The sequence below is a fragment of the Photobacterium kasasachensis genome (genome assembly GCF_050336885.1).
Lineage (GTDB): Bacteria > Pseudomonadota > Gammaproteobacteria > Enterobacterales > Vibrionaceae > Photobacterium > Photobacterium kasasachensis.
Map to the genome: position 1 here is coordinate 146,727 of NZ_JAKJSH010000007.1, position 24,715 is coordinate 171,441.

At 46.0% G+C, this 24,715-nt stretch carries 20 protein-coding genes; 10 read left to right on the forward strand and 10 right to left on the reverse strand.

Going from position 1 to position 24,715, the window contains the following annotated elements; genetic code table 11:
- Positions 1-204 precede the first annotated feature (204 nt).
- The gene (gene fusA, locus L4D19_RS10525) at positions 205-2,292 is read left to right on the forward strand and encodes an elongation factor G (RefSeq protein ID WP_428452417.1); all 2,088 of its coding nucleotides are present in this window, start codon (positions 205-207) and stop codon (positions 2,290-2,292) included.
- Positions 2,293-2,402: 110 nt separating this feature from the next.
- Here the strand turns inward: fusA and L4D19_RS10530 are convergent, their stop codons facing one another.
- From L4D19_RS10530 to L4D19_RS10545, 4 genes are all read right to left on the reverse strand, one after another.
- Positions 2,403-3,200 (reverse strand): DUF4922 domain-containing protein, encoded by a 798-nt coding sequence (locus L4D19_RS10530; protein ID WP_428452418.1) that lies wholly within the window; start codon positions 3,198-3,200, stop codon positions 2,403-2,405.
- A gap of 386 nt (positions 3,201-3,586) precedes the next feature.
- Entirely contained in the window at positions 3,587-4,753 is a 1,167-nt protein-coding gene (locus tag L4D19_RS10535) for an amino acid permease (RefSeq protein WP_428452419.1), read from the reverse strand.
- 608 nt (positions 4,754-5,361) lie between these two features.
- Positions 5,362-5,613 (reverse strand): hypothetical protein, encoded by a 252-nt coding sequence (locus L4D19_RS10540; protein WP_428452420.1) that lies wholly within the window; start codon positions 5,611-5,613, stop codon positions 5,362-5,364.
- A gap of 108 nt (positions 5,614-5,721) precedes the next feature.
- Positions 5,722-7,959 (reverse strand): alpha/beta fold hydrolase, encoded by a 2,238-nt coding sequence (locus L4D19_RS10545; RefSeq protein ID WP_428452421.1) that lies wholly within the window; start codon positions 7,957-7,959, stop codon positions 5,722-5,724.
- Between the two features lie 529 nt (positions 7,960-8,488).
- Here L4D19_RS10545 and nirB point away from each other — a divergent pair.
- From nirB to cobA, 4 genes are all read left to right on the forward strand, one after another.
- The gene (nirB, locus tag L4D19_RS10550) at positions 8,489-11,047 is read left to right on the forward strand and encodes a nitrite reductase large subunit NirB (RefSeq protein ID WP_428452422.1); all 2,559 of its coding nucleotides are present in this window, start codon (positions 8,489-8,491) and stop codon (positions 11,045-11,047) included.
- Between the two features lie 2 nt (positions 11,048-11,049).
- Positions 11,050-11,373 carry a nitrite reductase small subunit NirD gene (gene nirD / locus L4D19_RS10555; RefSeq protein ID WP_428452423.1) on the forward strand — a complete coding sequence of 108 codons (324 nt, stop codon included), beginning with the start codon at positions 11,050-11,052 and terminating at the stop codon, positions 11,371-11,373.
- 141 nt (positions 11,374-11,514) lie between these two features.
- The gene (locus L4D19_RS10560) at positions 11,515-12,369 is read left to right on the forward strand and encodes a formate/nitrite transporter family protein (protein ID WP_428452424.1); all 855 of its coding nucleotides are present in this window, start codon (positions 11,515-11,517) and stop codon (positions 12,367-12,369) included.
- 164 nt (positions 12,370-12,533) lie between these two features.
- Positions 12,534-13,292, forward strand: coding sequence for a uroporphyrinogen-III C-methyltransferase (cobA, locus tag L4D19_RS10565; RefSeq protein ID WP_428452425.1), 759 nt, complete (start codon positions 12,534-12,536; stop codon positions 13,290-13,292).
- 75 nt (positions 13,293-13,367) lie between these two features.
- Here cobA and L4D19_RS10570 read toward each other — a convergent pair whose 3' ends face one another.
- The gene (locus L4D19_RS10570; RefSeq protein WP_428452426.1) at positions 13,368-13,850 is read right to left on the reverse strand and encodes a DUF6691 family protein; all 483 of its coding nucleotides are present in this window, start codon (positions 13,848-13,850) and stop codon (positions 13,368-13,370) included.
- A 24-nt stretch (positions 13,851-13,874) separates the two neighbouring features.
- The gene (locus tag L4D19_RS10575; protein WP_428452427.1) at positions 13,875-14,294 is read right to left on the reverse strand and encodes a YeeE/YedE family protein; all 420 of its coding nucleotides are present in this window, start codon (positions 14,292-14,294) and stop codon (positions 13,875-13,877) included.
- A 202-nt stretch (positions 14,295-14,496) separates the two neighbouring features.
- On the opposite strand from L4D19_RS10575, the gene L4D19_RS10580 reads away from it, so the two are divergent.
- Positions 14,497-16,200 carry an FAD-dependent oxidoreductase gene (locus tag L4D19_RS10580; protein ID WP_428452428.1) on the forward strand — a complete coding sequence of 568 codons (1,704 nt, stop codon included), beginning with the start codon at positions 14,497-14,499 and terminating at the stop codon, positions 16,198-16,200.
- Between the two features lie 71 nt (positions 16,201-16,271).
- Here the strand turns inward: L4D19_RS10580 and L4D19_RS10585 are convergent, their stop codons facing one another.
- Complete coding sequence (locus L4D19_RS10585) at positions 16,272-16,616, reverse strand: hypothetical protein (protein WP_428452429.1); 345 nt, start codon at positions 16,614-16,616, stop codon at positions 16,272-16,274.
- A gap of 143 nt (positions 16,617-16,759) precedes the next feature.
- Positions 16,760-17,740: a hypothetical protein gene (locus tag L4D19_RS10590; protein WP_428452430.1), complete on the reverse strand. Its 981-nt coding sequence runs from the start codon at positions 17,738-17,740 to the stop codon at positions 16,760-16,762.
- Positions 17,741-18,211: 471 nt separating this feature from the next.
- Here L4D19_RS10590 and L4D19_RS10595 point away from each other — a divergent pair, with 471 nt between their 5' ends.
- Positions 18,212-20,014 (forward strand): MutS-related protein, encoded by a 1,803-nt coding sequence (locus tag L4D19_RS10595; RefSeq protein WP_428452431.1) that lies wholly within the window; start codon positions 18,212-18,214, stop codon positions 20,012-20,014.
- A 259-nt stretch (positions 20,015-20,273) separates the two neighbouring features.
- The gene (locus L4D19_RS10600; RefSeq protein WP_428452432.1) at positions 20,274-20,948 is read left to right on the forward strand and encodes a hypothetical protein; all 675 of its coding nucleotides are present in this window, start codon (positions 20,274-20,276) and stop codon (positions 20,946-20,948) included.
- Between the two features lie 81 nt (positions 20,949-21,029).
- On the opposite strand, the gene L4D19_RS10605 is transcribed toward L4D19_RS10600, so the two are convergent.
- A complete protein-coding gene (locus tag L4D19_RS10605; RefSeq protein ID WP_428452433.1) occupies positions 21,030-21,425 on the reverse strand; it encodes a DUF805 domain-containing protein in 396 nt (131 codons plus the stop codon).
- A 135-nt stretch (positions 21,426-21,560) separates the two neighbouring features.
- Here L4D19_RS10605 and L4D19_RS10610 point away from each other — a divergent pair, with 135 nt between their 5' ends.
- Positions 21,561-21,911, forward strand: a complete 351-nt coding sequence (locus L4D19_RS10610; protein ID WP_428452644.1) for a YcgJ family protein — start codon at positions 21,561-21,563, stop codon at positions 21,909-21,911.
- 10 nt (positions 21,912-21,921) lie between these two features.
- On the opposite strand, the gene L4D19_RS10615 is transcribed toward L4D19_RS10610, so the two are convergent.
- Complete coding sequence (locus tag L4D19_RS10615) at positions 21,922-22,824, reverse strand: LysR family transcriptional regulator (RefSeq protein WP_428452645.1); 903 nt, start codon at positions 22,822-22,824, stop codon at positions 21,922-21,924.
- A gap of 155 nt (positions 22,825-22,979) precedes the next feature.
- Here L4D19_RS10615 and L4D19_RS10620 point away from each other — a divergent pair, with 155 nt between their 5' ends.
- Positions 22,980-24,671, forward strand: coding sequence for an L-lactate permease (locus L4D19_RS10620; protein ID WP_428452434.1), 1,692 nt, complete (start codon positions 22,980-22,982; stop codon positions 24,669-24,671).
- The last annotated feature ends 44 nt before the right edge of the window (positions 24,672-24,715 follow it).

The window sequence follows — 24,715 nt, forward strand, 5'->3', positions numbered from 1 at the left end:
GTATATGGGTCATTTCCCAGCAGATTATCTTATCTCATTGGTAACCTTGTGGTTTTATTGAGCGTTTGAGCTGGAAATATAGAAAAGACGGAGCAAAAACAAGCAAATGTTCATTTTATAGTGCATGGGCTCTGTAATCTTTGTTTGAATCAGTGATATACTCCCCCACCGAATAGTGACAGTAATTGTTTATAGAGAAAAACAATGGCAGATTTATCTAAATACAGAAACATTGGTATTTTCGCGCACGTTGATGCGGGTAAAACCACCACTACTGAGCGTATCCTTAAGCTTACTGGTCAAATCCACAAGACTGGTGAAGTACACGACGGCGAATCAACTACTGACTTCATGGAGCAGGAAGCTGAGCGTGGTATTACAATCCAGTCTGCAGCAGTTAGCTGTTTCTGGAACGACCACCGTCTAAACGTTATCGATACTCCTGGACACGTTGACTTCACAGTTGAAGTTTACCGTTCACTTAAAGTACTTGATGGTGGTATCGGTGTATTCTGTGGTTCTGGTGGTGTTGAGCCTCAGTCAGAAACTAACTGGCGTTACGCGAACGAATCAGAAGTTGCTCGTCTGATCTTCGTTAACAAACTAGACCGTATGGGTGCAGATTTCTTCAACGTTGTTGACCAGGTTAAGAACGTTCTAGGTGCTAACCCACTAGTTATGACTCTTCCAATCGGTCGCGAAGATGACTTCGTTGGTGTTGTTGACGTACTAAACCGTCAAGCTTACGTTTGGGATGACACAGGTCTTCCAGAAAACTACGAAATCAAAGATATCCCAGCGGATATGGTTGATGACGTAGAAACTTACCGTGAAGAGCTTGTTGAGACTGCTGTTGAGCAGGACGACGACCTAATGGAAGCTTACATGGAAGGTGAAGAGCCTTCTATCGAAGAGCTTAAGCGTTGTATCCGTAAAGGTACTCGTGACCTAGCGTTCTTCCCAACTTTCTGTGGTTCTGCATTCAAAAACAAAGGTATGCAGCTAATCCTTGATGCAGTTGTTGATTACCTACCAGCTCCGACTGAAGTTGATCCACAGCCGCTAACAGATCCAGAAACTGGTGAGCCAACTGGTGAAGTTGCACTAGTTGACGAGAACGAGCCTCTACGTGCTCTTGCGTTCAAAATTATGGACGACCGTTTCGGTGCCCTAACATTCATCCGTATCTACTCAGGTAAGATGAACAAAGGTGACACAATTCTTAACAGCGCGACTGGTAAGACTGAGCGTATCGGCCGTATGGTTGAAATGCAGGCTGACGAGCGTAACGAACTAACTAGCGCACAAGCTGGTGATATCATCGCTGTTGTTGGTATGAAGAACGTTCAGACTGGTCACACTCTATGTGATGTTAAGCACGAGTGTACTCTTGAGCCAATGATCTTCCCTGAGCCAGTAATCTCAATCGCAGTTGCTCCTAAGGACAAAGGCGGTTCTGAGAAAATGGGTATCGCGATCGGTAAAATGGTTGCAGAAGATCCATCATTCCAGGTTGAGACTGACGAAGATTCAGGTGAAACTATCCTGAAAGGTATGGGTGAACTTCACCTAGACATCAAAGTTGACATCCTTAAGCGTACTTACGGTGTTGACCTAGTTGTTGGTCAGCCACAGGTTGCTTACCGTGAAACTATCACTCAACCTGTTGAAGATAGCTACACGCACAAGAAGCAGTCTGGTGGTTCTGGTCAGTTCGGTAAGATCGACTACCGTATCAAACCAGGTGAGCCAAACTCTGGCTTCACGTTCTCTTCAACTGTTGTTGGTGGTAACGTACCTAAAGAATTCTGGCCTGCAATCGAGAAAGGTTTTGCTGGCATGATGGACACTGGTGTTCTAGCTGGTTTCCCTGTTCTTGACGTTGAAGTTGAACTATTCGACGGTGGCTTCCACGCAGTCGATTCATCTGCAGTAGCATTCGAAATCGCAGCGAAAGGTGCATTCCGTCAGACTATGCCTAAAGCAGGTGCACAGCTTCTAGAGCCAATCATGCACGTTGACGTGTTCACTCCAGAAGATCACGTTGGTGATGTTATCGGTGACCTTAACCGTCGTCGTGGCATGATCAAAGATCAGATGGCTGGTACTACTGGTGTTCGTATTAAAGCAGACGTTCCTCTATCAGAAATGTTCGGCTACATCGGTACTCTACGTACAATGACTTCTGGTCGTGGTCAGTTCTCTATGGAGTTCTCACACTACGCACCATGTCCTGCAAACGTTGCTGAAGCAGTAATCGCAGAGCAGAAAGAAAAAGACGGTAAGAAGTAATTTTTAAATTACTTTAACCTATCGATAACCCCAGTTACCTCGGTAACTGGGGTTATTTTTTATCTGTACCTAAAGAAAAATGCATATAGGAAATGAGCGCAAGAACTACTTCAATGATGTTTTGGTGCGACTTCTTGATTACTCCCACTGCACTCAGCGAGATAGCGCATAATGCCGTATTGCTGTAGCCACCTAAGCTGCTCCGGCCGCTTTACCAGAAATCTGCCGCTGTAATTAAGCGCATTGGCAAACACACCTTCGATATTATTGATTCTCCTCGGCAGTACCAGCATCCAGCGCTCTGTCAGTAAGATATTGTAAGGGCGGCACTTCCCTTCATCATCAATCAACGACAACACCTTCAATGCATCCAGATAATGCTGATACAACTCATCTGCACTCGGCCTTGAGAGTAGAAAAAGACAATGCCTGAAAGGCAGAGAGCCTGACATTATGAGTGATTCGAGCGGTATATCAGCTTTTACCAGCTGCATATGACGGTGCGGCTGGCTAGCTCCGGCAAGCGGGCCGCTATTGTAAAAACCAAAGACATCCCTATCATCGAAGCCCAATAACCACGCTTTAAAATCTGCCAGACACAGCTGAAAGGTTTGGGGAATAAATGTTTTGGAGCAAATTAGCAAATGAGGTGATAAGACAGGAAACTTATTGAGCAGACACACATGATGCTCTCCGGCTTCTCCGACATACATAGATGGCTCATAGGGCAGAAACGGGTTCGCTTGCGGCGCTTTCGCTATCGGCTTTTTACTGGCGTTAGGCGTCACAACATAACCGAGGTAATCGACTCCCTGCTCCATGATCACCTCGGCTTCTGTTGTTATTGGCATCAAGAGGCTATCAGCGAGTGCTTGCTGGGTCACTTGCTCAGCGACATTCCAAAACATTGACTCTCCTTATCTGAAAACGAAACCGATATAAAAGGCTACAGCAAACTGCCTATTTTTCAACCGTGTGTATTGCTTAGTTTACACTTCAAATCAGATGTCGGTAGCTCTGAATCCCGTAGTTCTATAGCAGCACGCAATAAAAGTTTGTATGATCAACTTGTTGAATGAGAACAGCTTCCCACCCTATTCCCATGCTCTACTCCAAAGGGAAGCTGGATAAATCTTTGTTCGGTCACTCAAAGTTTATCAACTCGGCGCATGTTCGTTCGGTCAAACAAGCATGCTCTCTTCATATTCAACGACTATCTCTGAAAATAAAAAGGCGTTTACCGTCTGGTAAACGCCCTTTTGCTGTACTCAGAAAATGTTAACCGATGAAGAGTTTAGATTAGTTCAGCCGCCAACAAGAAACAGCCAAACAAAAAGCTCATCCCCAATGCAAGCTGGCCACCGCCGGCCTGGTAATACTCGACTGCATCTTCCTGAACACTTTGCAGCTTACGCACTTTGATAGTCATCGCCATCGGCACAAAAATCGCCAGGAAAACAAGAATAATGCCGGCATATCCCAGTACTGCCAGGAACTGATCTGCAGCCCATAGCGCCCCCATTAGAGGCAGGATGAATGTCAGTACATAAGTGACCGCCCTGTTCTGTTTAAAGGCATCAGCATTTTGATCAAATAGCGCCATAGCCACACCCAGAAACGACGTCAGTAGCGCAAGGCCAGTAAAGACAGATAGCACCAGCTTGATCATGCCATGCTCAGCGCCCAGTGTCGCAATAAGCTCAGAAACGTTTGCAAAAGACGTCATCTGTTCAGCAGACAAGTTACCCATCGCAGCGTACAGCCAGAACAGGTAACTAACCAGTGGTATGCAGGAGCCACCGATGATCATGTTTCGTAGCTGTTTGTGCGTGGCATCTTCGTTGTAAGTCACCAGAGACGGGATAACCACCACGAAACCAAAGCTGGTGAACAGCACCGAACTTGTTTTGATCAGATCAATCTTGCTATCACTGGAGGCTTCCAAAAGGTTTTCAACAGAAATAGTCGGTACCAGTGATACCAATGTCAGCCCCAGCATTACCACCATAATGGCGAACAGCACTCGATTGAGCTTATCTACCGCCGCTGTACCGGCTGCAACAACGATACCGGCAATTAACGCAAAGGCGATTTGACACTGCATCATTGTCAGCTCAACGCCCAGACCGCTCATCATTTTCTTAACCAGATCACCAGCTCCAATGATGTAAGCCATCAACAAACAAACCAGCAAAGCGTAAAGCAAGCCGTTTGTAACTACCTGGCCACCCTTGCCCAACGTTTTGCGGGCAATGGTGTTCATTCCCAAACCACCACCGGCTTTAATACTGGCTTCTAAAAGCAGCAAGGCCGCATAAGTCGTTCCAGACCAGATGAAGAGCATCATTAAGGTGCCCCATAACAGTCCGAATTGTGCCAATACCATCGGGATTGCCAGCATTCCCGCACCCAGCGCCGTACCCGCAACAATCAGCGCACTACCCAATAACTTCAAGTTCACAACAAATATCTCTGAAAAATAGATCGACTCTGCTAGAGGATTTCCCGTTAGCAGTACTTAAACACTGTCTATTTGGCAATCTCACTTATTCTTAGCTGTGGTCAGCAGCCAAGCTAACGGCAATACATACAAACTTTTGGCAAAGTTGTTGTAAAACAGTCTATAAAGAAAAATTGTCCCCAAAGGACAGACAAGAATTATTAGCTAAAAAAGCTAAATCGCGAATAGGCAAAAAAACCGTCATGCTGAGAGGCGAAGGCAGAAGAGCTGGCAGAATGTTGGCGAGAGGATGTCGCAGCGTTAGACGCTGACGATAAGCAGTATATGGCTGAATGTGACAGCCCTGCTGTATTAAGTTTCATTTATCGTACTCCAAAAAACGATATTTCCCTGCTAGTAAGGATAATCATCCGTTAATTATCCTATTTTTGTTCGGTCATTTAGCAACTTAAAGTTCTAACAGAAAAATCACAACAACCATATATGAAATCTTTGATCTCATATATGGTTACGTGGCTTTCAATGAGCAGATTCAAGTGAGAAATAAGGAAATCCCTTCCAGACAATTATCATCTGAAAGGGATTTGAAGAAGGTATTTCAATTGGCGTTACTGGGCGCTCGCGTCAGTCGCGACAAGCATTAAGCGGTTAAATGGGCCAGGACGGACACTAATATGGCTACCGTCATCAAACTGAATGCCATCATAGTAGTCAGCGCCCCACTTAACCCGGGTAAACCTTGCATAACGGGCTTTGGTGTACACCGCTTCCAGTGCATTAAGTGCCCCATCCGTTTTTGCCTGAAGCAAAATGGCAGGGCTTAGCAACTTTTCAGCTACAGATTTTACGGCAACAGTCATCCTAACCTCCTGTGCACCCTGAAACATACTGTTCTTTTACCAAATCCTTACGCAGTTGCAACCTTGCGCCAGACCGACCGAACAAAAAACACCCAAGATAAACCATAATTACTTCGCAGTGGGATCAGTGTCTCCATGGACAAGGTTTTCATCAACAACCACGTCAACACCGCCACTTGTCACAAAGCTAGATACCGCCAGTTGCTGCATGTCCATTGATGCTTTCACTTCCGCCATGTCGAATTGATCATCACCCGGTAGCGACGGCACTCCCTCATTGTTATCTTTCCCGTCATAGGAAACAGCCCCCTCATAAGGGAACAGGTAGGTTCCGTGACCACCGTGCTTAACGCGAACAGCACCTTTAATGATCTCCGAGCCATCTTCAATAGACTGCGAAATTGGATCGAGATCCAAATGGCGGATTAGAGGCTCTGTACCCGCTAGCGGCAGGCCTTCGGCACTGTTGGGAACAACAGTATCAGACAGGTATTCAACCCCTTCAATACATGACTCACCCAAGAATTCACCACAGTTCCCTGCCGCTTCAATCAGCAAAATTGGCTGCTCAGTATTCGTCGCTTGTCTGGTCGTAAAGTTTGCTGGATCCCCTGCATCAACCGCCGCCTGAATCGCAGCCGTCATTTCCTCAATCACCATACCGTAAATCATCTCCTCGAGTTCTGCGGCTTTATCGCGGTTCTCCTGACTTACGCGTTTAAAGTCACGTAACGCGTTCAATCCTTCTTCTGGTGAATGCAGCGACTCATCATAGACACCGAGGATCCCGGCAACGGCTAGCTGGACATCGGTTGATTTCTTGATCTCGCCAATCACTTCCTCACCAAGCAACATAGAGTTCATCACCAGATCTGTTAGATGCATTCCCGGCACCACCAGAGTAACGGTAGAAAAGGCCAGTTCGTCGACGCCCTGCGACATCTCACTTACCATAGTGGAGATGATTCCCCCCAGAGAATGGCCGATAAGGCTGATGTCTGTATTATCGATATACGGCGTACTATTAAGCGCTTTTCGCAGCGCAAGCTGATCCAGCACGGCCTGACGCTGATTGTCACGTAATGTCAGTGGACTCAACAGGTTCAGATAAACCGATTTATCTTCGTTATCTTCTGAACTGGTTGCCGTAATATCTATTACGCCATCGTTGTTGAGGTCAATACCGCGTTCGCCGTGAAGTGGCTGATCAATCGCCACGACAAGGCGGCCATTGCCTTGAGTGACAATGCTTTTAACCATGGTTCCTGCTGATTCTTTCCATCCTGTTATGCCGTGGACAAAAATAGACGTCGGTAATGGATCCGCCGTTCCAGAAAGCTGAATAGGATTCCAATTTACCGGGGAATAGATAATTACTGGAATTTCCTGCACCGAGCGAATTGCCGGTTCTGGGTTTAGGCCATGGACAAAGTTACCATTAACATCATTCCACCAGCTATAAAGAGGCGGACAGTAGCCAACCGGATCAGCATCAATCTGCTGGTATTTATCACTACCGCGTTCATACAATGAAGACACTTCACAATTCGAAGAGGCTGGCATATCCAGATAATACGGAATGGAAATCGTGGCACTATACGTCCAATAATCTCTTCCCTTGGCCTTCAATGCGAGGTTTTGCAGCATTTGAGTTGGGATATTGTCCCGGGCAGCTTCCATGACCGGATAAATGCTCTGGGTTGTAAACTCGGCGCTATATACAATCTCACCGGCGACACCGGCCGCTTTTAACTGACTCTGATTGCGCTGAACCTGTGCCATAGCTTGATCGCTTAACGGGTCATCCAGGGATTCGCCCTTGGCAAGCTTTTCGTAACCCGGAGAAGGTTTAAGCTCATTGCCCTGAATATCCCTGATACCATTTGTCAGTGCCAATACATAGGTCGTCGACTCCGGGAATATTTTCATCGGCTTAATGACAATATCCTGGCTTTCCGACAGGCTAGTAACAAAGTCTTCTCCTGCCACCAATCGTTGTCCGCTAGCAACGTCAAAGAGAATCACACTCTCGGATAACGTCTCTGGATCTATCGCAATATCCGAACCAACTAATGGAAGCGTCATCGGGTACCCGGTCGACCAACCATCCAGGGCACCATACACATTCTCGTAGTCGTGATAATCGACAACACTGCCATCTTGTTCAGCAGGTAGTTCAATCGTCCCGTCACTATCACTAAGCAACAAATCGTTGGGGTAATACAATTTATCTAGGGTGTACGGAACAAACTGACGGGAATCCGTTTCCAGCTCACTATCATCCGAACATCCATTTAACAAGGCGACTATCGGGATTAGGTAAAAATAGCTTTTATTATTCTTCATTTTCATTCCATTCAAACGGTTAGTGTATTTCAGACGCGCCATCACCCTAAAAATACGCCCCCTCTGAAATGTCAGAAGAATGTAAAATTATGCATCTATGAGCATTAAAACACTTAGATATTTTGTTTTTTATTTATTTTTTATATAAAAAACAATCACAGCAAAAATAGAGTTCAAATCAACCATTCCCCACCCCAATAACCATCCAAATAGCCCATCTAAAAACAGGCTCGCAGATTATTACATAAGACACCATTTATCCGTTTTACGAGGGCAAGATTTGATCAGCAATTTCTTCTGCCCTGAATTAAACAAATTGCATATTCTTTCATGATTATAGCGGTTATAAAGATGTAATATTCCTTCATAACATGTGCATCAAAATCACCACAAAACACATAAGCCATTGATTTTTAGCTGCATACCCCTTTAGAGGTATTCAAAGTCGTAGTTGATTTACGTCATATTTATTCACAATCTGACTTATTACTATTGCCTCAGAATTAACGCCTGTTGTTAAGAGGATCTTATGAGCAAAGTCAGATTGGCGATTATCGGTAACGGTATGGTCGGCCATCGCTATATCGAAGAACTAATCGATAAAGCAGACATGGAAAACTATGACGTAACAGTTTTCTGTGAAGAACCACGAAAAGCTTATGACAGGGTTCACCTGTCTTCGTATTTCTCCCACCACACAGCCGAAGAACTTTCATTGGTCAAAGAAGGTTTCTACGAGAAACATGGCATCAAGGTTCTTATCGGTGAACGTGCTATTACCATCAACCGCGCTCAAAAAATCATCCACTCCAGCACAGGCCGCGAAGTTCAATACGACAAGCTCATCATGGCCACCGGCTCCTACCCTTGGGTTCCACCAATCAAAGGCAATGAAAGCAAGGACTGCTTCGTATACCGCACCATCGAAGATCTCAAAACCATCGAAGCAACAGCAAAACGCAGTAAAAGCGGTGTGGTTGTTGGCGGTGGCTTGCTTGGCCTTGAAGCTGCAGGCGCTCTTAAAGCACTCGGTGTAGAAACCCATGTTGTCGAGTTTGCTCCTGTGCTAATGGCCGAGCAGCTCGACCCTCAGGGCGGTGAACAGCTTCGAAAGAAAATCGAAAAGCTCGGGGTAAATGTTCACACCGGCAAAAATACCAAAGAAATTGTTGCGGAAGGCACCAATGGCCGTAACACCATGCAGTTTGCAGACGGTACCTCGCTAGAAGTTGACTTCATTGTTTTCTCAACAGGTATCCGTCCTCAAGACAAGCTAGCCATGCAGTGCGGACTGGCAACTGGCCGTCGCGGTGGTATTGCTATCGACGACCAGTGCATCACCTCTGACGAAGATGTCTACGCCATTGGTGAGTGTGCTTCATGGAATGAAAAATTCTACGGCCTGGTCGCACCGGGTTATAAAATGGCCCAGGTAGCTGTCAGCCACCTTATTGGCGAAGAGAACGCATTCAAAGACGCTGATATGAGCGCCAAACTCAAGCTGCTCGGCGTTAAAGTAGGCAGCATCGGTGATGCCAATGGCCGCACACCTGACAGCAAAAGCTACGTCTATCTTGACGAAAACGAAGAAGTCTATAAGCGCATTATCGTTTCCGAAGACGGTAAAAAGCTACTTGGAGCCGTACTGGTTGGCGATACCTCTGACTACGGCGACCTGCTTCAGCTGATGCTGAACGAAATCGACCTGCCAGAGCATCCTGACACACTGATCCTGCCAGCGCATGCTGGAGCTGAAAAGCCAGCCCTAGGCCCGGACGCACTACCTGAAAGTGCTGTTATCTGTTCTTGCTTTGATGTTACCAAAGGCAAAATTGCACAAGCGGTTGCTGATGGTCACCATACAATGGCTGACATCAAGGCCGTTACCGGTGCAGGCACTGGCTGTGGCGGTTGTATCCCACTGGTTACCTCTGTTTTGAACGCTGAACTGGCAAAAACCGGCATCGAAGTGAAGAACGATGTTTGTGAACACTTTGCCTACTCGCGCCAAGAGCTTTTCCACTTGATCCGCGTCGAAGAAATCAAAACATTCGACGAGTTGCTGGATAAATACGGTAAAGGCTATGGCTGTGAAGTGTGTAAACCTCTGGTTGGTTCGATTCTGGCGTCTTGCTGGGGTGAACACATTCTAAAGCCACAATTGGTCAAACTGCACGACACCAACGACAACTTCTTGGGCAACATTCAAAAAGACGGCACCTACTCGGTCATTCCGCGTATGGCTGGCGGTGAAGTTACACCACAAGCGCTGGCAGAACTGGCCAATGTGGCGGCAGAGTACAACCTGTACACCAAAGTAACAGGTGCCCAGCGTATCGGCTTGTTCGGTGCCCAAAAAGATGACCTACCAGCGATCTGGCGCAAGCTTATCAACGCGGGCTTCGAAACCGGTCAGGCCTACGCTAAAGCGCTGCGCATGGCAAAAACCTGTGTTGGCTCGACCTGGTGTCGATACGGTGTACAAGATTCTGTCGGGCTGGGTTCATATATCGAGAACCGCTACAAAGGCATCCGAACTCCTCACAAAATGAAGTTTGGTGTATCTGGCTGTACCCGTGAATGTGCTGAAGCACAGGGTAAGGATCTGGGCATCATCGCTACAGATGCCGGCTGGAACATGTATGTCTGTGGTAACGGTGGTATGAAGCCTCGTCACGCAGACCTTCTGGCTACCGACGTGGACCAGGAAACGCTAATTAAGTACATCGACCGCTTCATGATGTTCTATATCCGCACGGCTGCGCCGCTACAGCGCACATCGGTATGGATGGATAACATGGAAGGCGGAGTGGACTACCTGCGTGAAGTGATCATCGACGACAAACTTGGCATCAATACCCAACTGGAAGCCGATGTTACCCGTCTGGTTAACGAGTTCAGCTGTGAGTGGAAAGACACTATTGAAGACGAATCACAACTGACTCGCTTTGCTCACTTCATCAACTCAGAGTTGCGTGACGATAACGTCGTGTTCGTTTCTGAACGTGACCAACACCGCCCGGCAACATTCACTGAAAAACACCCTGAGGCCAAAGGCGACATCCTACACGTGGAACTGGAGAACTAATCATGGCTTTTGAACAAGTTTGCGATATCACCGACATCGCCCCGGGAACCGGTGTTTGCGCACTGATCAATGGACAGCAGGTCGCGGTATTCCGCCCAAGCGATGCAGAGCAGGTTTTTGCCATCAGCAATATGGACCCATTTGCCCGTTCCAATGTGCTATCACGCGGCCTTATCTGTGAACATCAGGGCGAGCTTTGGGTAGCCAGTCCGCTAAAGAAGCAGCGCTTCAATCTGGCCACTGGCGCGTGCATGGAGGATGAGCGCTTCAATATCAAAGCGTTTAAAGCTCGTGTGACTGGCAGCAAAGTAGAAATTGCAGCTTAAGCTAACAGTCGTCGAGATTTAATAGCTAAAAGGCTTCTTGCTTCGGGCCGGATTTTTTCGGAGAGGAAAGTGAGATGCAGGGAGCCTTTGTCTATTCAATCTTAACTTTTAATTTTTAAACTTTTGATAATAAGGATTATTATGTCTTATAACAAACCTGCTGAATTCGTTCAGACGATGATCGACACTGGCGAAGCAAAAGTACGCACATCGACGCGTGACCTAGTCTTACGTGGCATGATGGCAGGTATTATCCTTTCTCTGGCCGTGGTTGTCGCCATAACAACTATCGTACAAACCGGTGTAGGGATTGTCGGAGCGCTAGTTTTCCCGGTAGGCTTTTGTATTCTTAGCTTGATGGGTTATGACCTGCTGACGGGTGTTTTCGGTCTTGCACCACTGGCTAAATTTGAAAACCGCAAAGGCATCACCTGGAGCCGTATCCTGCGCTGCTGGGGTTATGTAGGCCTGGGCAACCTTATCGGTTCACTGCTTGTTGCTTTCCTTATCGCATTAACCTTCACAACAAACTTCAGCGTCGAAGCCGGTGCTGTCGGTCAAAAATTCATTGCAGCTGCAACAGCTCGTACTGTGGGTTACGCCGAACATGGAATGGATGGCTGGATCACCGTCTTCGTTAAAGGCATTCTTTGTAACTTAATGGTTTGTCTGGGCGTTATAGGTAACATGACAGCTCGCTCTGTCGCTGGCAAAATTGCGGCGATGTGGCTTCCAATCTTTATCTTCTTCGCACTGGTATTTGAGCACGCAGTAGTAAACATGTTCCTGTTCCCACTAGGCATGATGCTAGGCGCCGATTTCGGTGTTGCGACTTGGTTGAACTGGAACCTTATTCCTACAGTGCTAGGTAACCTAGTTGGTGGCCTGCTATTTACGTGTGTTCCTCTATATCTGACTCACGCAAAAACAGCACCAGCTATTGACGTAGAAAACGATGCAGAGATTCACGCAGAACCTGCATTTAGCACTAAATAATCACATAATTTGGCCCTGTGCAGACTGTGCGGGGCCAACCTTAACTTTCGCCATGTATTGTATTGTTTTGGCTATAAAAAGTAATAACTCCTTAGGATAGTTTCCCGGCCCCTTAGCCCTGAGTTCTACTTTTTATACCCAAATTTGAACTGATAGGCGTTGCTATGACCAATCACACATCGTTAAACAACGGTTTTGTTTCCCTTGTTGGTGCAGGACCGGGTGATCCAGACTTGCTTACCGTCAAGGGGCACCGGGTGATTCAGCAAGCTGATGTCGTGGTTTACGACCGTCTGGTATCAACGGAAATTTTAGCGCTGGCGAGCCCTGATGCCGAAATGGTTTATGTCGGTAAGAAGCTAGACTACCACTGCGTTCCCCAAGACCAGATCAACCAGATCCTGGTCGACAAAGCGCAGGCTGGAAAACGTGTCGTTCGGCTAAAAGGCGGTGACTCTTTTATCTTCGGTCGTGGTGGCGAAGAACTGGAAGAGCTGAGCAAGCACGACATCAAATATGAAGTTGTTCCGGGCATCACAGCAGCGGCAGGGGCAACTGCTTATGCGGGGATCCCTCTAACACATCGAGACCATGCACAGAGTGTTCAGTTTATTACTGGTCACGTACAAAAAGATGGCCGAGAAATCGAGTGGGCATCACTGGCACAATCAAATAATACGCTGGTGTTCTATATGGGGCTCAAGCAAAGTGGTCATATTAGCGACAAGTTGATCACGCACGGTTTATCCTCAGACACGCCATGTGCCATTATCGAAAACGGCACTCGTAAAGAGCAACGTGTACTCACAAGTAGTTTGGCTAATCTGCCCGTAGTGGCAAAAAGCGCCCAAAGCCCGGCCTTGATTGTTATCGGCAGCGTGACGACATTGAGCGAATCATTGCAGTGGTTCAATCAGGAGTAATCGAGTTAGTTTGTTAGTTATTTTTTTGGTGGGGAGGGCACTTAATTGCGCCCTTTTACTGATTTCTATACCGTCTTAGCTTCGCGCAGTAACACTAACCTTTTCAGGCTTAGCCTTACCGTACTTATTGACCGCTAAATTAGCTATCACCATACCCAACAGCATTGCAGCGATAAACACTAACATCGACGGGTTCAGGCCTGAGATTGATGTTACAGCCGGTCCAGGACAAATTCCGGCAATCCCCCAGCCTAAACCAAACATTGCTGCACCGCCCACCAGCTTCTTATCAATCATACGATTCTCTGACAATTGAAATCGTTCGCTGCATACAGGGGCGGAACGTTTCTTTATCACCAGTAGATAGATCGGCATGAACACCGCCAATGCGCCACCCATCACGAACATCAGGCTCGGATCCCATGCGCCGGTAATATCCAGAAAGCCAATAACCCGGTGCGGGTCAACCATGCCCGAAATCATCATCCCCATGCCGAACAAGACACCAGATACAAGGGCAACGAAAAGTGAGGCAATTGCCTGTGATGACTTTTTCATTATTAATCTCCGAGTTAAGGCCATTTAAAGCAGATGCATGCGAACGAACACAGTTACAATAGCAACTGCCATAAATACACATGTGGCGACAATTGAGCGGCCAGACAAACGTCCCATCCCGCAAATACCGTGGCCGCTGGTGCATCCATTACCTATTTTGGTCCCTATACCGACCAGCAATCCTGCGATACCTACCCAAAAGAAAGAACTGACAGGCAATGATTCCGGTAATTCAAACCCAATACGAGTGGCCAGCAGCCCACTGGTTATCATCCCTATGACAAACAGCACCCGCCATAAAATTTCACCACTGACCGGCTTTAGCAGGCCTGATACAATACCGCTGATCCCGGCAATTCTGCCGCTAACCATCAACAGCAAGCTGGCAGACAACCCTAAAAGCATGCCTCCAAACAAGGCATCCCACGGAAATTCAAAACCCATCACACTCTCCTACTCTCTCAATTCGTTCGACTCCCGCCCTCGTTAAATTAGAGATTACTAAAGTATGACTTATAGTCAACAGTAAATTAGATAAATTTAAATTAGACATTGCTAATTGATGGTTTTATAGTGATATCCAATGCTAGAAACAAGACGAAGCCGTAATGACTTTCAGCATTGTCTAATTTTACTGGAGAGTGTAATGACCAAAATCCTCATCGTCGGTGGCGTAGCTGGCGGCGCATCTGCTGCTGCCCGTGCTCGTCGTCTCAGCGAAGACGCCGAAATCATCATGTTTGAACGCGGTGAATTCGTTTCATTTGCTAATTGTGGCTTGCCATACCACATTGGTGGCGACATCAAAGATCGCAGTAAGCTGCTGCTGCAAACGCCTGAAAGCTTCCTCGCCCGCTTCAATGTCGATGTGAGGGTGATGAACGAAGTGGTCAGCATCAATCGTGCAGACAAAACGGTTACCGTCCGCAACACCCTGGATGACAGTGAGTATGTCGAAAGCTACGACTTCCTGCTACTGAGTCCCGGTGCTGCGCCGGTTATCCCGCCTATCCCTGGCCTTGATAACCCGCTGACCCACTCTCTGCGTAATATTCCGGACATGGATAAGATCATTAAGACGATCGAGATGAATAAGCCGGAACACGCTACCGTTATTGGTGGCGGGTTTATCGGCCTCGAAATGATGGAAGCGTTCCACCAGCTCGGTATCAAGACCACCTTGGTCGAGATGGCCGATCAGGTCATGACACCAGTTGACAGGGAGATGGCAGGCTTTGCGCATCAAGAAATTCGCGATAAAGGCATCGATCTGCGCTTGGGTATTGCTCTCGAATCTGTCGAGTACATCTCTGGCGGATCTGTCGCCAACGAGGATGCCGGCGAGAGCGCAGAGCACCAGCATCTCTGTGGCGAACTAACACTGAACCTGAATAATGGCGATACGCTAAACACTGATATCTTGATCATGGCTATCGGTGTTCGTCCGGAAACGACCCTTGCCGCAGAAGCCGGATTGCAAATCGGTGAGCTTGGCGGTATCTATACCAACGAGCATATGCAAACTAGCGATCCAGCTATTTTCGCCGTTGGTGATGCCGTAGAAGAAGCTGATTTCGTGACAGGTAAACAGACTCTTGTCCCGCTTGCTGGCCCGGCAAACCGCCAGGGTCGTATGGCAGCAGACAACATGCTTGGCCGCAACGAAACCTACCAGGGTACACAAGGCACCGCGATTTGTAAGATCTTCGATCTTGCCGTTGCCTCGACCGGTAAGAATGAAAAAACACTCAAGCGTGAAGGTACCCGCTTTGAAAAAGTTTACGTTCATACCGCAAGCCATGCCAGCTACTACCCCGGTGCGGAGATCGTCTCGTTCAAGATGCTGTTTGATCCTGAAACAGGCAAGATCCTTGGTGCACAAGCTGTGGGCAAAGACGGTGTAGACAAGCGTATCGATGTGATGGCCGTGGCACAACGCGCCGGTATGAAGGTTGAACAGCTACAGCACCTAGAACTTACTTATGCTCCGCCTTATGGCAGCGCCAAAGATGTGATTAACCAGGCCGCTTTTGTTGCTACCAACATCATCAAGGGCGATGCCAAGCCAATTCATTTTGATGAAATAGAGACGCTTTCCGATAACCAGCTGCTGCTGGATGTCCGCAATCCCGCTGAACTGGAAAACGTTGGCTTTATTGACGGCTCGATAAACATCCCGGTCGACAGCCTGCGCCATCGTATGGATGAACTGCCTAAAGATAAAGAAATCATCGTAATTTGTCAGGTGGGACTGCGTGGTAACGTTGCCTATCGTCAGCTCGTCAACAACGGCTATCAGGCACGCAACTTAATTGGCGGCTATCGTACCTATCAGTTTGCGAAAGCGTAAACACTAAAGTTTTTAACCAACACCATTGCTGTACTTCTTTCGTACAGCAATGGTGACAGGAGCATTATTCATTAATGCAAAAACGTGCCCTTTTCACTGGCACTGAAGGCAGCTAAATCGCCAGCCGGGTTAATAAGGTGAGGCAAGATTTTCGGTAAGTTCAGCTCGATATCTTTATCTTCTACCGGGTTAATCGTCGCGTGATACCAACCCAGCAAACCCAATACCGCATAGCCGATGGCATCGTCGCTATCTCGGTGCTCAAGGATGGTCTGCAAGAAGCGTAAAATCGTTTTATCGTTAGATTTCGTCTGCTTAAGGGCCTCGTTATAGATAACCGATGCCTCGTCTACTAGCCCTTCAAACTCAGTTTCAATCGCGACCTTGAAGGAGCCACCATCAACAGAAATTCTCATATCAATATCACCAGAATAAATCGTGGGATGATAGTAGCTAAAAAGAGGGAAAATGTCGCTCCAAGTGCAAGATATGTATAAAAAAGCCTAAAACATTTTGCCTTAGGCTTTCCATTTACCGCTTCCACGGAGGACGCGTTCGATTATCGCCAATAGCCTGAGTGGGAACCATAACCTCTGCTGTAGTCGGATCTATCACCTTTGTCAGAATCATCTGATGAATCTCTGCCATCATAGTGTCGATGACCGTGATGTCTCCAGTTGTGATCTCTGTTGTAGCGCTCTTTGTACCAGTCATACCAGTACGGACGTTTGAACTTGATCTTATCTAAATCAAGGATAAATAGGCAGTCAAAGAAGATAGGATCACCTACCCCGCCTCCAAAGTCGGTTAGGTTTACCATTCCCGACAACCTAACAGTACCTTGGTACCAGGCAAAATCGCCCGACGTTTTAATCACTGCATTTTCATCACTGGAGGCGCCTGTGATATGTGTTATTTCCTCACCTTCAGGTGTCACTATTGGCTTGTTTGCCGGTTGTACTGTGGTGTCACCCCGAGTCACAATGGTGCCGTTCGGAAATTTAAAGAAGGTTGTTCCGACAAGCTGAAGCCCTCCATTGGGCCCGTCCTCGATGTTAGACAAGCAATCTGTCGCGGTTCCGACAAGATCCCCCGTTGCAATTTCTTTCAAATCAACATCAAAGCAAAAAGCGGGATCTGGCTGCTCATCACCGTCTATATCAGGCACGTCCATTTCATACATTTCACCCTTACCTACCAAATTAAGGGCTAAGCGCTGTTTACTGTCTGCGTCATCGTCATCACCAGAATGCTCTTCGTGCTTGTAGTCAGAATGTTCATCCTTGGTGTCATACTCTGTATCATCATCACCTGTATCATCATCTTCATACGAATCATCAACGTACTCATCATCAGATTCATCAACAGGTTCATCATACGAGTTATACTCATCACCACTATCAGTATCAGTGCTCGCATAACTATCACTTTCATACGACGAGTAATCATATGAGTCGTTATCATCATAAGATGCGACGGCAATACCGGAAAAGCCGACACATACCGTAAGCACGGATATTGCAACCTTATTCATTTTCATCACGATTCTCCACGAACCTTTTTAGTGACATCTTAGGTAATTGCTATAGCCAACAAACATAACAAAGCACTTCCATTATACTCCTTGCCATCTGCTCTATTTTTCAGAAACAACCAAGCCACCTCCAAACATAATAATATGGGAGTAATTTGAACTGCTTTATTSTGCTTAATTGTAGATGGTATTAAATATTTTGATAATGATATCTATTCCCTTTAATTATTATCAACATCATGAATAAATTAGAAATTATGCGAACATTGGTAAAATCCACCTATAAAGATCTATTCCCAGTTCTCATAATTAAGAAAATCACACATAATCCGAACGTCGACAAAAATCGCATAACCGATTGTTTTATTTACCTTCAAGCTTGAAAAGTGGTATGATCAAGGTAATTAATTATGTTCTAATCCTCGATATCACATAGACTCTCACTCAGCGTTTCATTCACTAACTTAAACTAATTAAATGATAAACAATGCCGCTAACGAGTATAAAAAAAGACTACAAAACCACAATAGAGAACTAGCAGAGAAAGAAAAATTCCATCGCAACATTAGTCATCTCCGATTATTGTTGGTAGTAACAACAATTACTGCAGCATCTATTCTCTATAACCATGATTATATTGAAGCCATTTTTACAATAATATTCATTTCAGGCACAATCTTCTTACTGTTGGTTAGAAAACACCTGCTAGTAGAAGAAAGAATCACCCAGCTAAAAGCCTTAATTGTTATCAATAATAATGGTATTTCTCGCACCGAGGGGCGCTGGCATTCACTTCCAGATAGCGGCAGTGATTTCATAAACGAGGAGCATTTATTTACCAGTGATTTGGATATTTTTGGCAATAGCTCTCTCTTTCAGCGGATAAATACTTCACATACTAAATTCGGACGAGAAGCACTAGCAACTAAGCTCCGTAAGCCTAACCAAACCTGTTCAAGCACATACGAAAACCAATGCGCCGTCTTAGAACTTGCTGCCAATGTCGAGTTCAGACAAAATCTGGAGCAAGCTTCATCGCAGTTAAAGAGTCACAATATCAACCAAACAATAGCGTGGCTTGGAGACAAGAAAACGGGTCTGGGCCTACAACAAAAGAAAAGACTAGTTCGTCTGCTACCCATAGTATCATTCGGCTCTTCCTGTGCTGAATTTATCTTCTTTCAAACGCTCTTTCTTCCGGTATTGTTTTATACATTACAAGCATTTGTGGTTCTGAAATACCATAAACAAAACCAGAGTTTGTTGACATCGTTTGATAACAAGAAAAACAGCCTAAAAGACTATACCGAGTTATTAAAAATCATCGAAGAGCAGCTTTTTACCTCTCAGAGGCTACGAGAATTACACAAACGTATGATGAGTGACCGCTGTACTCTACCTTCTGTTGAACTGGCTACACTGAACTATTTGCTAAACCAAGCCAGCCTTCGACATAACAAGCTCGTTCACCTGTTTATCAACATACTATTGCTGTGGGATTGCCAATACGTCAACGAACTTATTGAATGGAAAACTCAAAATGGCGCTTCAATTGCCACATGGTTCGAGGTGATTGGCGAAATAGAAGCACTCGCATCATTATCGGTGCTGTCTTATGAGAACCCGTCATGGACAATGCCAACAATCAATAATTCGAATACCATTGATGCCAAGAACATCAAGCATCCTCTGTTAGAAGCAGAGAATAATATCGGCAATGATTTTTCACTGGGACAAAATAAAGATACAGCGATTATTTCAGGTTCGAACATGTCAGGGAAAAGCACTTTCCTGCGAACTGTGGCGACCAATTTAATACTTGCCTATGCAGGTGCTCCAGTCAATGCCGACAACTTTCATTGTGGTCAATTTACCATCGTGACCTCTATGAGAACCGTCGACAATATCGATAAGAAAATATCCACATTCTACGCAGAGCTGATACGAATCAAGAAGATGATTGATGTTGCCAAAACTGGCAATACCTTCTTTTTCATTGATGAAATCTTTAGTGGCACAAACTCCCGTGACAGACTTGAAGGGGCCTTTCAGGTCATCAAAGCACTAAATACCCCTAACTGCATTGGCATAGTTTCAACCCATGATTTGGCGTTATGCGAGCTCACAACCAATGACATGCTCACCGCCGAGAACTACTATTTCCGCGAACACTATCAAGGTAATAGAATTTACTTTGACTATAAGATCCGGTCGGGCTACTCAACCACCAGCAATGCACTTTTCATGATGCAGGAAATTGGGATCCCAGTAAGTCAGTAGTGATTGGCTACTAAATCACCGGTAGCTTTAGGAGTCTTTCCTTTAGAACAAGCGAAGTGTTATCACAAAAAACATACCTTTAGCCCATACAACGGTCACCTATATAGCAAAAATATGAATCAGCACACATATAAGTTCTACATTTATGCTTAATCGTTGCCCTTGTTCCTTAAACCACCTAGTGTACTGTTTTTATTGATTATTTATATAAAAGCCCAACAGCGTCTGTGATGGCTTACCAGAAAAGGGAAAATGATATATGAAGAAATATACTACCTTGGCACTTCTTGCTATAGCTCCTTTATATGCTCAGGCAGATTATCGGATGATTATTAATGGTCCTGATATTCAAGAGGATCTATGTGTGAAATCCTATAGTTATTCAAACAATTTAGAAAGCTTGCACAGAGAAGTAGCTCAAGCTCAGGGATACGATCTTTACTCAACATCAGAAACTTTGACAAACAAGATTTGGAAAGGAAAGCCTGTTTACAGAAAAATTGTTGAACTAGGCGATCTTAGAAGCCAAGCCAATAATAATAAGCATTGGAAGTTTGCCGCATTTAACATAGCTGACATTGATGAATTAACAAGTAGCGAAACACTCTTTATTGGTAATGCGAATTTCATGAGTTTTCACATCGATGATAGGTATAATGCTAGGTACTATGTTAATAAAGATGGAATCCACTACGTATTCTCATTAGCTTATAAAGAGAATTTAGCAGATGTAAGCGTAACAGTTGAATATACAAAAACTACAGATTCACAACAGCAACCTAACCCAGCAACCACGATGACATCTTACGTACACTTTATTGAAAGCTCATCTCTTAATAATGAGGTTAAAACTTACAGCATTAACGACAAGGCTGTGACTTTTACTAAAGGGTATAAATACGATGCTGCTAACGGAACATGTGAGCTTCTATAGTTCAAAGCCTGTTAAATTATATATTTAGCAACTAAAGCAGATACAGGGCAATGCAATGCCCTGTATGTGATAACAATATACTCACACCTTAAATTGCCCGACGGAATCAGAATCAATATCTTTGGGGTTTAATCCGTACTCATTACTGCCCGGTTGACTGTCCAATACAAAGAAATAGATCAGCACCACCGCCCCTACCAACGGGATCAGACCAAGCAACATCCACCAGCCATTACGCCCGGTATCATGCAAACGCCGCACACCCACGGCAATACTCGGTATAAGAATAGCCAGTGAATATACCGTACCTAAAGCACCTGCTCCCTCTCCTGCACCAGGGTTCCCCATCGCGTTATCAAGAAAGGCCAGTACAATACTGATCACAACATTGGTCAGGAAAAAATACCAGTACTCTTTCCTGCGTGCTCTTCCCCTAAAGACGGCATAATTTTTAAGGACGTGGAAATACCAGTTCATGGCTCAACCTTCATGTGAATAACTACTGAAAGTATATCCACTACTGCCAATCCCGTTTTCTCTGATATTGAACAACCCACAAATCACGTAGTCCTAGACTTAGAGGACACTGATATAAGGAGCGCATTTGTGACCATGAAATTGCTTGTTTCTGCCGCTTTACTCTGTTGTGTTCATTCAGCTCACGCGAACACCAGGCTTGACGAACATCTATTCTCTCCTGACCATGGGATCATATGTGATCAAAGAGCAGGGTTCTGCGTCGACCGTTACGGTATTTCCATGGCCTTTACCAAGGAGTTCCTTGGACAGGCTGCACAAGACAAGATGATGAATATGATTAATGAGGTGGGTGCAAAGAACTTTGATACCAGCCGATATTCATTTAGCAACAAAGTCTATTGCGATTCCGGCCAGCAAGCGTGTTTTACCGACCGGTACCAAGAGCAACCACAAGAAACCTACAGCCAGGTTTTGTTTAAATAGGACTGAGCTATTAAAAAAACTGACTCATCGACAAATAACGGTTACGGATGTGTTCGATCAACAATCGTATTTTCTGGGAAGGTTGGCGAGTGTACGGGTAGACAGCATAGATCCCAAGCTTCTTGCCGACTTTATCCGGAAAAAGATCAAGTAACTTACCCTCAATCAAATCATGATACACCAAGCAACGTGGTACATAGGCGATGCCATAGCCACCAAGCGCCGCCTTACGCAGAGCCGTGGCATTATCCGTCGAAAAATTCCCTTTTACGTGCAATATATAGTTCCCTTGCTCGCCGATAAACTGCCATTCTGCCGCCCCCGTTGTCTGATAGGCGTATTGAAGGCAATTATGATTAACCAAATCTTCCGGTTCCATCGGCCGCCCTTGGCGACCTATGTAAGAAGGTGCAGCACAAATGACCCATTGGGAATCAAGAATATGCCTGGCAATCAAGCTTGAATCCTCCAGGTAGCCGGTACGGATCACCAGATCGTAACCGTCTTCCACCAAGTCAACAAAGCGATTATTCAGCGACATTTCAACTGTCATACCGGGATGCAGGGTGCAAAATTCAGCCACTGCATCAGCCAGCAAAAGGTCTCCGGAGATAGTCGGCACTGACATTTTGACATGACCGCTGACTTTTTCGCCATATCCGCTGACCGCGTCAACCGCTTCGAGTGCTGCCTGCTTCACATTTTTGGCACCCTGGTAAAGAACTTTACCTGCTTCACTAACTGTTAACTTTCGGGTTGTCCGGTACAAAAGTTGGACACCAAGGTCTTCTTCCAGCCTCGCAATCCGTTTGCTAACCACTGAGTTTGTAAGGGAATTTAATTCAGCCACCTTGCTGAATGAACCGCATTCCACCACTTGGGCGAAGAGGATCAAATCATCTGTTTTAGCCATCATTTATCAACTTTTGGAATTAATCTTTTTCATTATTTCCCTATATCAAAAAAAAATAAAGGGTTATCGTCACACCACATTAACAAACACCCTACAATCCATAACAAGACCTGAATAGGTCAAACACGAAACAGCTGTACGAAGGATGTACTACCATGAACGATACCCTACTTGCGTTACTCGCTTTTTCACCCATATTGGTCGCTGCTGTTTTACTGGTCGGCCTTAACTGGCCAGCAAAACGCGCTATGCCTGTGGCCTTTCTACTCACTGTCGGCATTGCCCTTTATTTCTGGGATATGTCTGCCAACCGGGTTTTCGCTTCCACCCTGCAAGGACTCGCTATTACCGTTGCCGTACTCTGGATCGTCTTCGGTGCCATATTCCTGCTTAACACCCTTAAGCACACCGGGGCAATAGCTACTATAAGAAGTGGCTTTACCGATATATCAACCGATAGACGCGTACAGGCAATCATTATCGCCTGGTGCTTCGGTTCATTTATCGAAGGTGCCTCTGGTTTCGGTACACCTGCTGCTATCGCTGCCCCTCTTTTGGTTGCTATCGGTTTCCCGGCGCTTGCCGCAGTTGTTATGGGTATGATGATCCAGTCTACGCCGGTTTCTTTCGGCGCCGTCGGTACACCTATCATCGTGGGTGTAAACAAAGGTCTTGATACACACAATATTACCGAGACCCTAGTCGCAAACGGCTCTAACTGGGATATCTACCTCCAACAAATCACCACCAATGTTGCTCTTATCCATGCCACTGTCGGTACATTAATGCCGGTATTGATGGCTGTGATGTTGACCCGCTTCTTTGGTAAGAACAAAAGCTGGAAAGAAGGATTGGAAATTCTGCCATTCGCCATCTTTGCCGGTCTGGCGTTCACCATCCCTTACGCATTAACAGGCGTGTTCCTTGGTCCTGAATTCCCATCACTAATCGGCGGTCTGGTTGGTCTGGCTATCGTAGTTACCGCTGCCAAGAATGGCTTCTTGGTGCCTAAGAATCACTGGGACTTTGAAAGTGAAGACAAGTGGCCGACTGAATGGTTGGGTTCTCTGAAGATGGATCTGACTGAAAACGAGAAAAAGCCAATGAACATGGCACTTGCTTGGGCCCCATATGTTCTTCTGGCTGTGGTACTAGTTGCCAGCCGTGTAAGTGCTGACTTCAAGAACTTCCTGAAAAGTGTCAGCCTGTCGTTTGGTGACATCCTAGGTGAAGCCGGGATCAGTGCTGCCATCCAACCTCTGTATCTACCGGGCGGTATCCTGGTGTTCGTAGCCCTGCTGGCTGTACTGCTGCAATCTCGCCAAGTGTCGCCGCTGGTGAAGGCTTTTGGTGAATCAAGCAAAACGCTAATCGGTGCCGGCTTTGTATTGGTATTCACCATTCCTATGGTACGAATCTTCATCAACTCGGGCGTTAACGCCGCTGACCTAGCCAGTATGCCAGTGACAACAGCAAACTTTGCCTCAGGACTGGTTGGTGAGTTCTTCCCTGCCCTAAGTGCGACTATCGGTGCCCTGGGTGCCTTCATCGCCGGCTCGAACACAGTATCAAACATGATGTTCAGCCAGTTCCAGTTTGAGGTTGCCCAAACCCTGACTATCTCGAGTGCCGCCGTTGTTGCCCTACAGGCAGTCGGTGCCGCGGCAGGTAACATGATTGCTATCCACAACGTGGTCGCCGCATCAGCTACCGTTGGTCTGCTTGGCCGCGAGGGTGCAACTCTACGTAAAACAGTTATCCCAACGTTCTACTACCTCATCGTGACAGGTGTGATTGGTCTAACCATCGTCTATGGTTTCCACATTACCGATGCCCTGATGAGCTAACACTACAACACAACGAGTACACGGAAAGTCACTAACGACGAGCA

Bases quoted from the DNA above. Each gene is read 5' to 3' on its own strand.
- fusA (WP_428452417.1), top strand. From the start codon at position 205: ATGGCAGATTTATCTAAATACAGAAACATTGGTATTTTCGCGCACGTT.
- L4D19_RS10530 (WP_428452418.1), bottom strand. From the start codon at position 3,200: ATGTTTTGGAATGTCGCTGAGCAAGTGACCCAGCAAGCACTCGCTGAT.
- L4D19_RS10540 (WP_428452420.1), bottom strand. From the start codon at position 5,613: ATGACTGTTGCCGTAAAATCTGTAGCTGAAAAGTTGCTAAGCCCTGCC.
- L4D19_RS10545 (WP_428452421.1), bottom strand. From the start codon at position 7,959: ATGAAGAATAATAAAAGCTATTTTTACCTAATCCCGATAGTCGCCTTG.
- nirB (WP_428452422.1), top strand. From the start codon at position 8,489: ATGAGCAAAGTCAGATTGGCGATTATCGGTAACGGTATGGTCGGCCAT.
- nirD (WP_428452423.1), top strand. From the start codon at position 11,050: ATGGCTTTTGAACAAGTTTGCGATATCACCGACATCGCCCCGGGAACC.
- L4D19_RS10560 (WP_428452424.1), top strand. From the start codon at position 11,515: ATGTCTTATAACAAACCTGCTGAATTCGTTCAGACGATGATCGACACT.
- cobA (WP_428452425.1), top strand. From the start codon at position 12,534: ATGACCAATCACACATCGTTAAACAACGGTTTTGTTTCCCTTGTTGGT.
- L4D19_RS10570 (WP_428452426.1), bottom strand. From the start codon at position 13,850: ATGAAAAAGTCATCACAGGCAATTGCCTCACTTTTCGTTGCCCTTGTA.
- L4D19_RS10575 (WP_428452427.1), bottom strand. From the start codon at position 14,294: ATGGGTTTTGAATTTCCGTGGGATGCCTTGTTTGGAGGCATGCTTTTA.
- L4D19_RS10580 (WP_428452428.1), top strand. From the start codon at position 14,497: ATGACCAAAATCCTCATCGTCGGTGGCGTAGCTGGCGGCGCATCTGCT.
- L4D19_RS10585 (WP_428452429.1), bottom strand. From the start codon at position 16,616: ATGAGAATTTCTGTTGATGGTGGCTCCTTCAAGGTCGCGATTGAAACT.
- L4D19_RS10590 (WP_428452430.1), bottom strand. From the start codon at position 17,740: ATGAAAATGAATAAGGTTGCAATATCCGTGCTTACGGTATGTGTCGGC.
- L4D19_RS10595 (WP_428452431.1), top strand. From the start codon at position 18,212: ATGATAAACAATGCCGCTAACGAGTATAAAAAAAGACTACAAAACCAC.
- L4D19_RS10600 (WP_428452432.1), top strand. From the start codon at position 20,274: ATGAAGAAATATACTACCTTGGCACTTCTTGCTATAGCTCCTTTATAT.
- L4D19_RS10605 (WP_428452433.1), bottom strand. From the start codon at position 21,425: ATGAACTGGTATTTCCACGTCCTTAAAAATTATGCCGTCTTTAGGGGA.
- L4D19_RS10610 (WP_428452644.1), top strand. From the start codon at position 21,561: ATGAAATTGCTTGTTTCTGCCGCTTTACTCTGTTGTGTTCATTCAGCT.
- L4D19_RS10615 (WP_428452645.1), bottom strand. From the start codon at position 22,824: ATGGCTAAAACAGATGATTTGATCCTCTTCGCCCAAGTGGTGGAATGC.
- L4D19_RS10620 (WP_428452434.1), top strand. From the start codon at position 22,980: ATGAACGATACCCTACTTGCGTTACTCGCTTTTTCACCCATATTGGTC.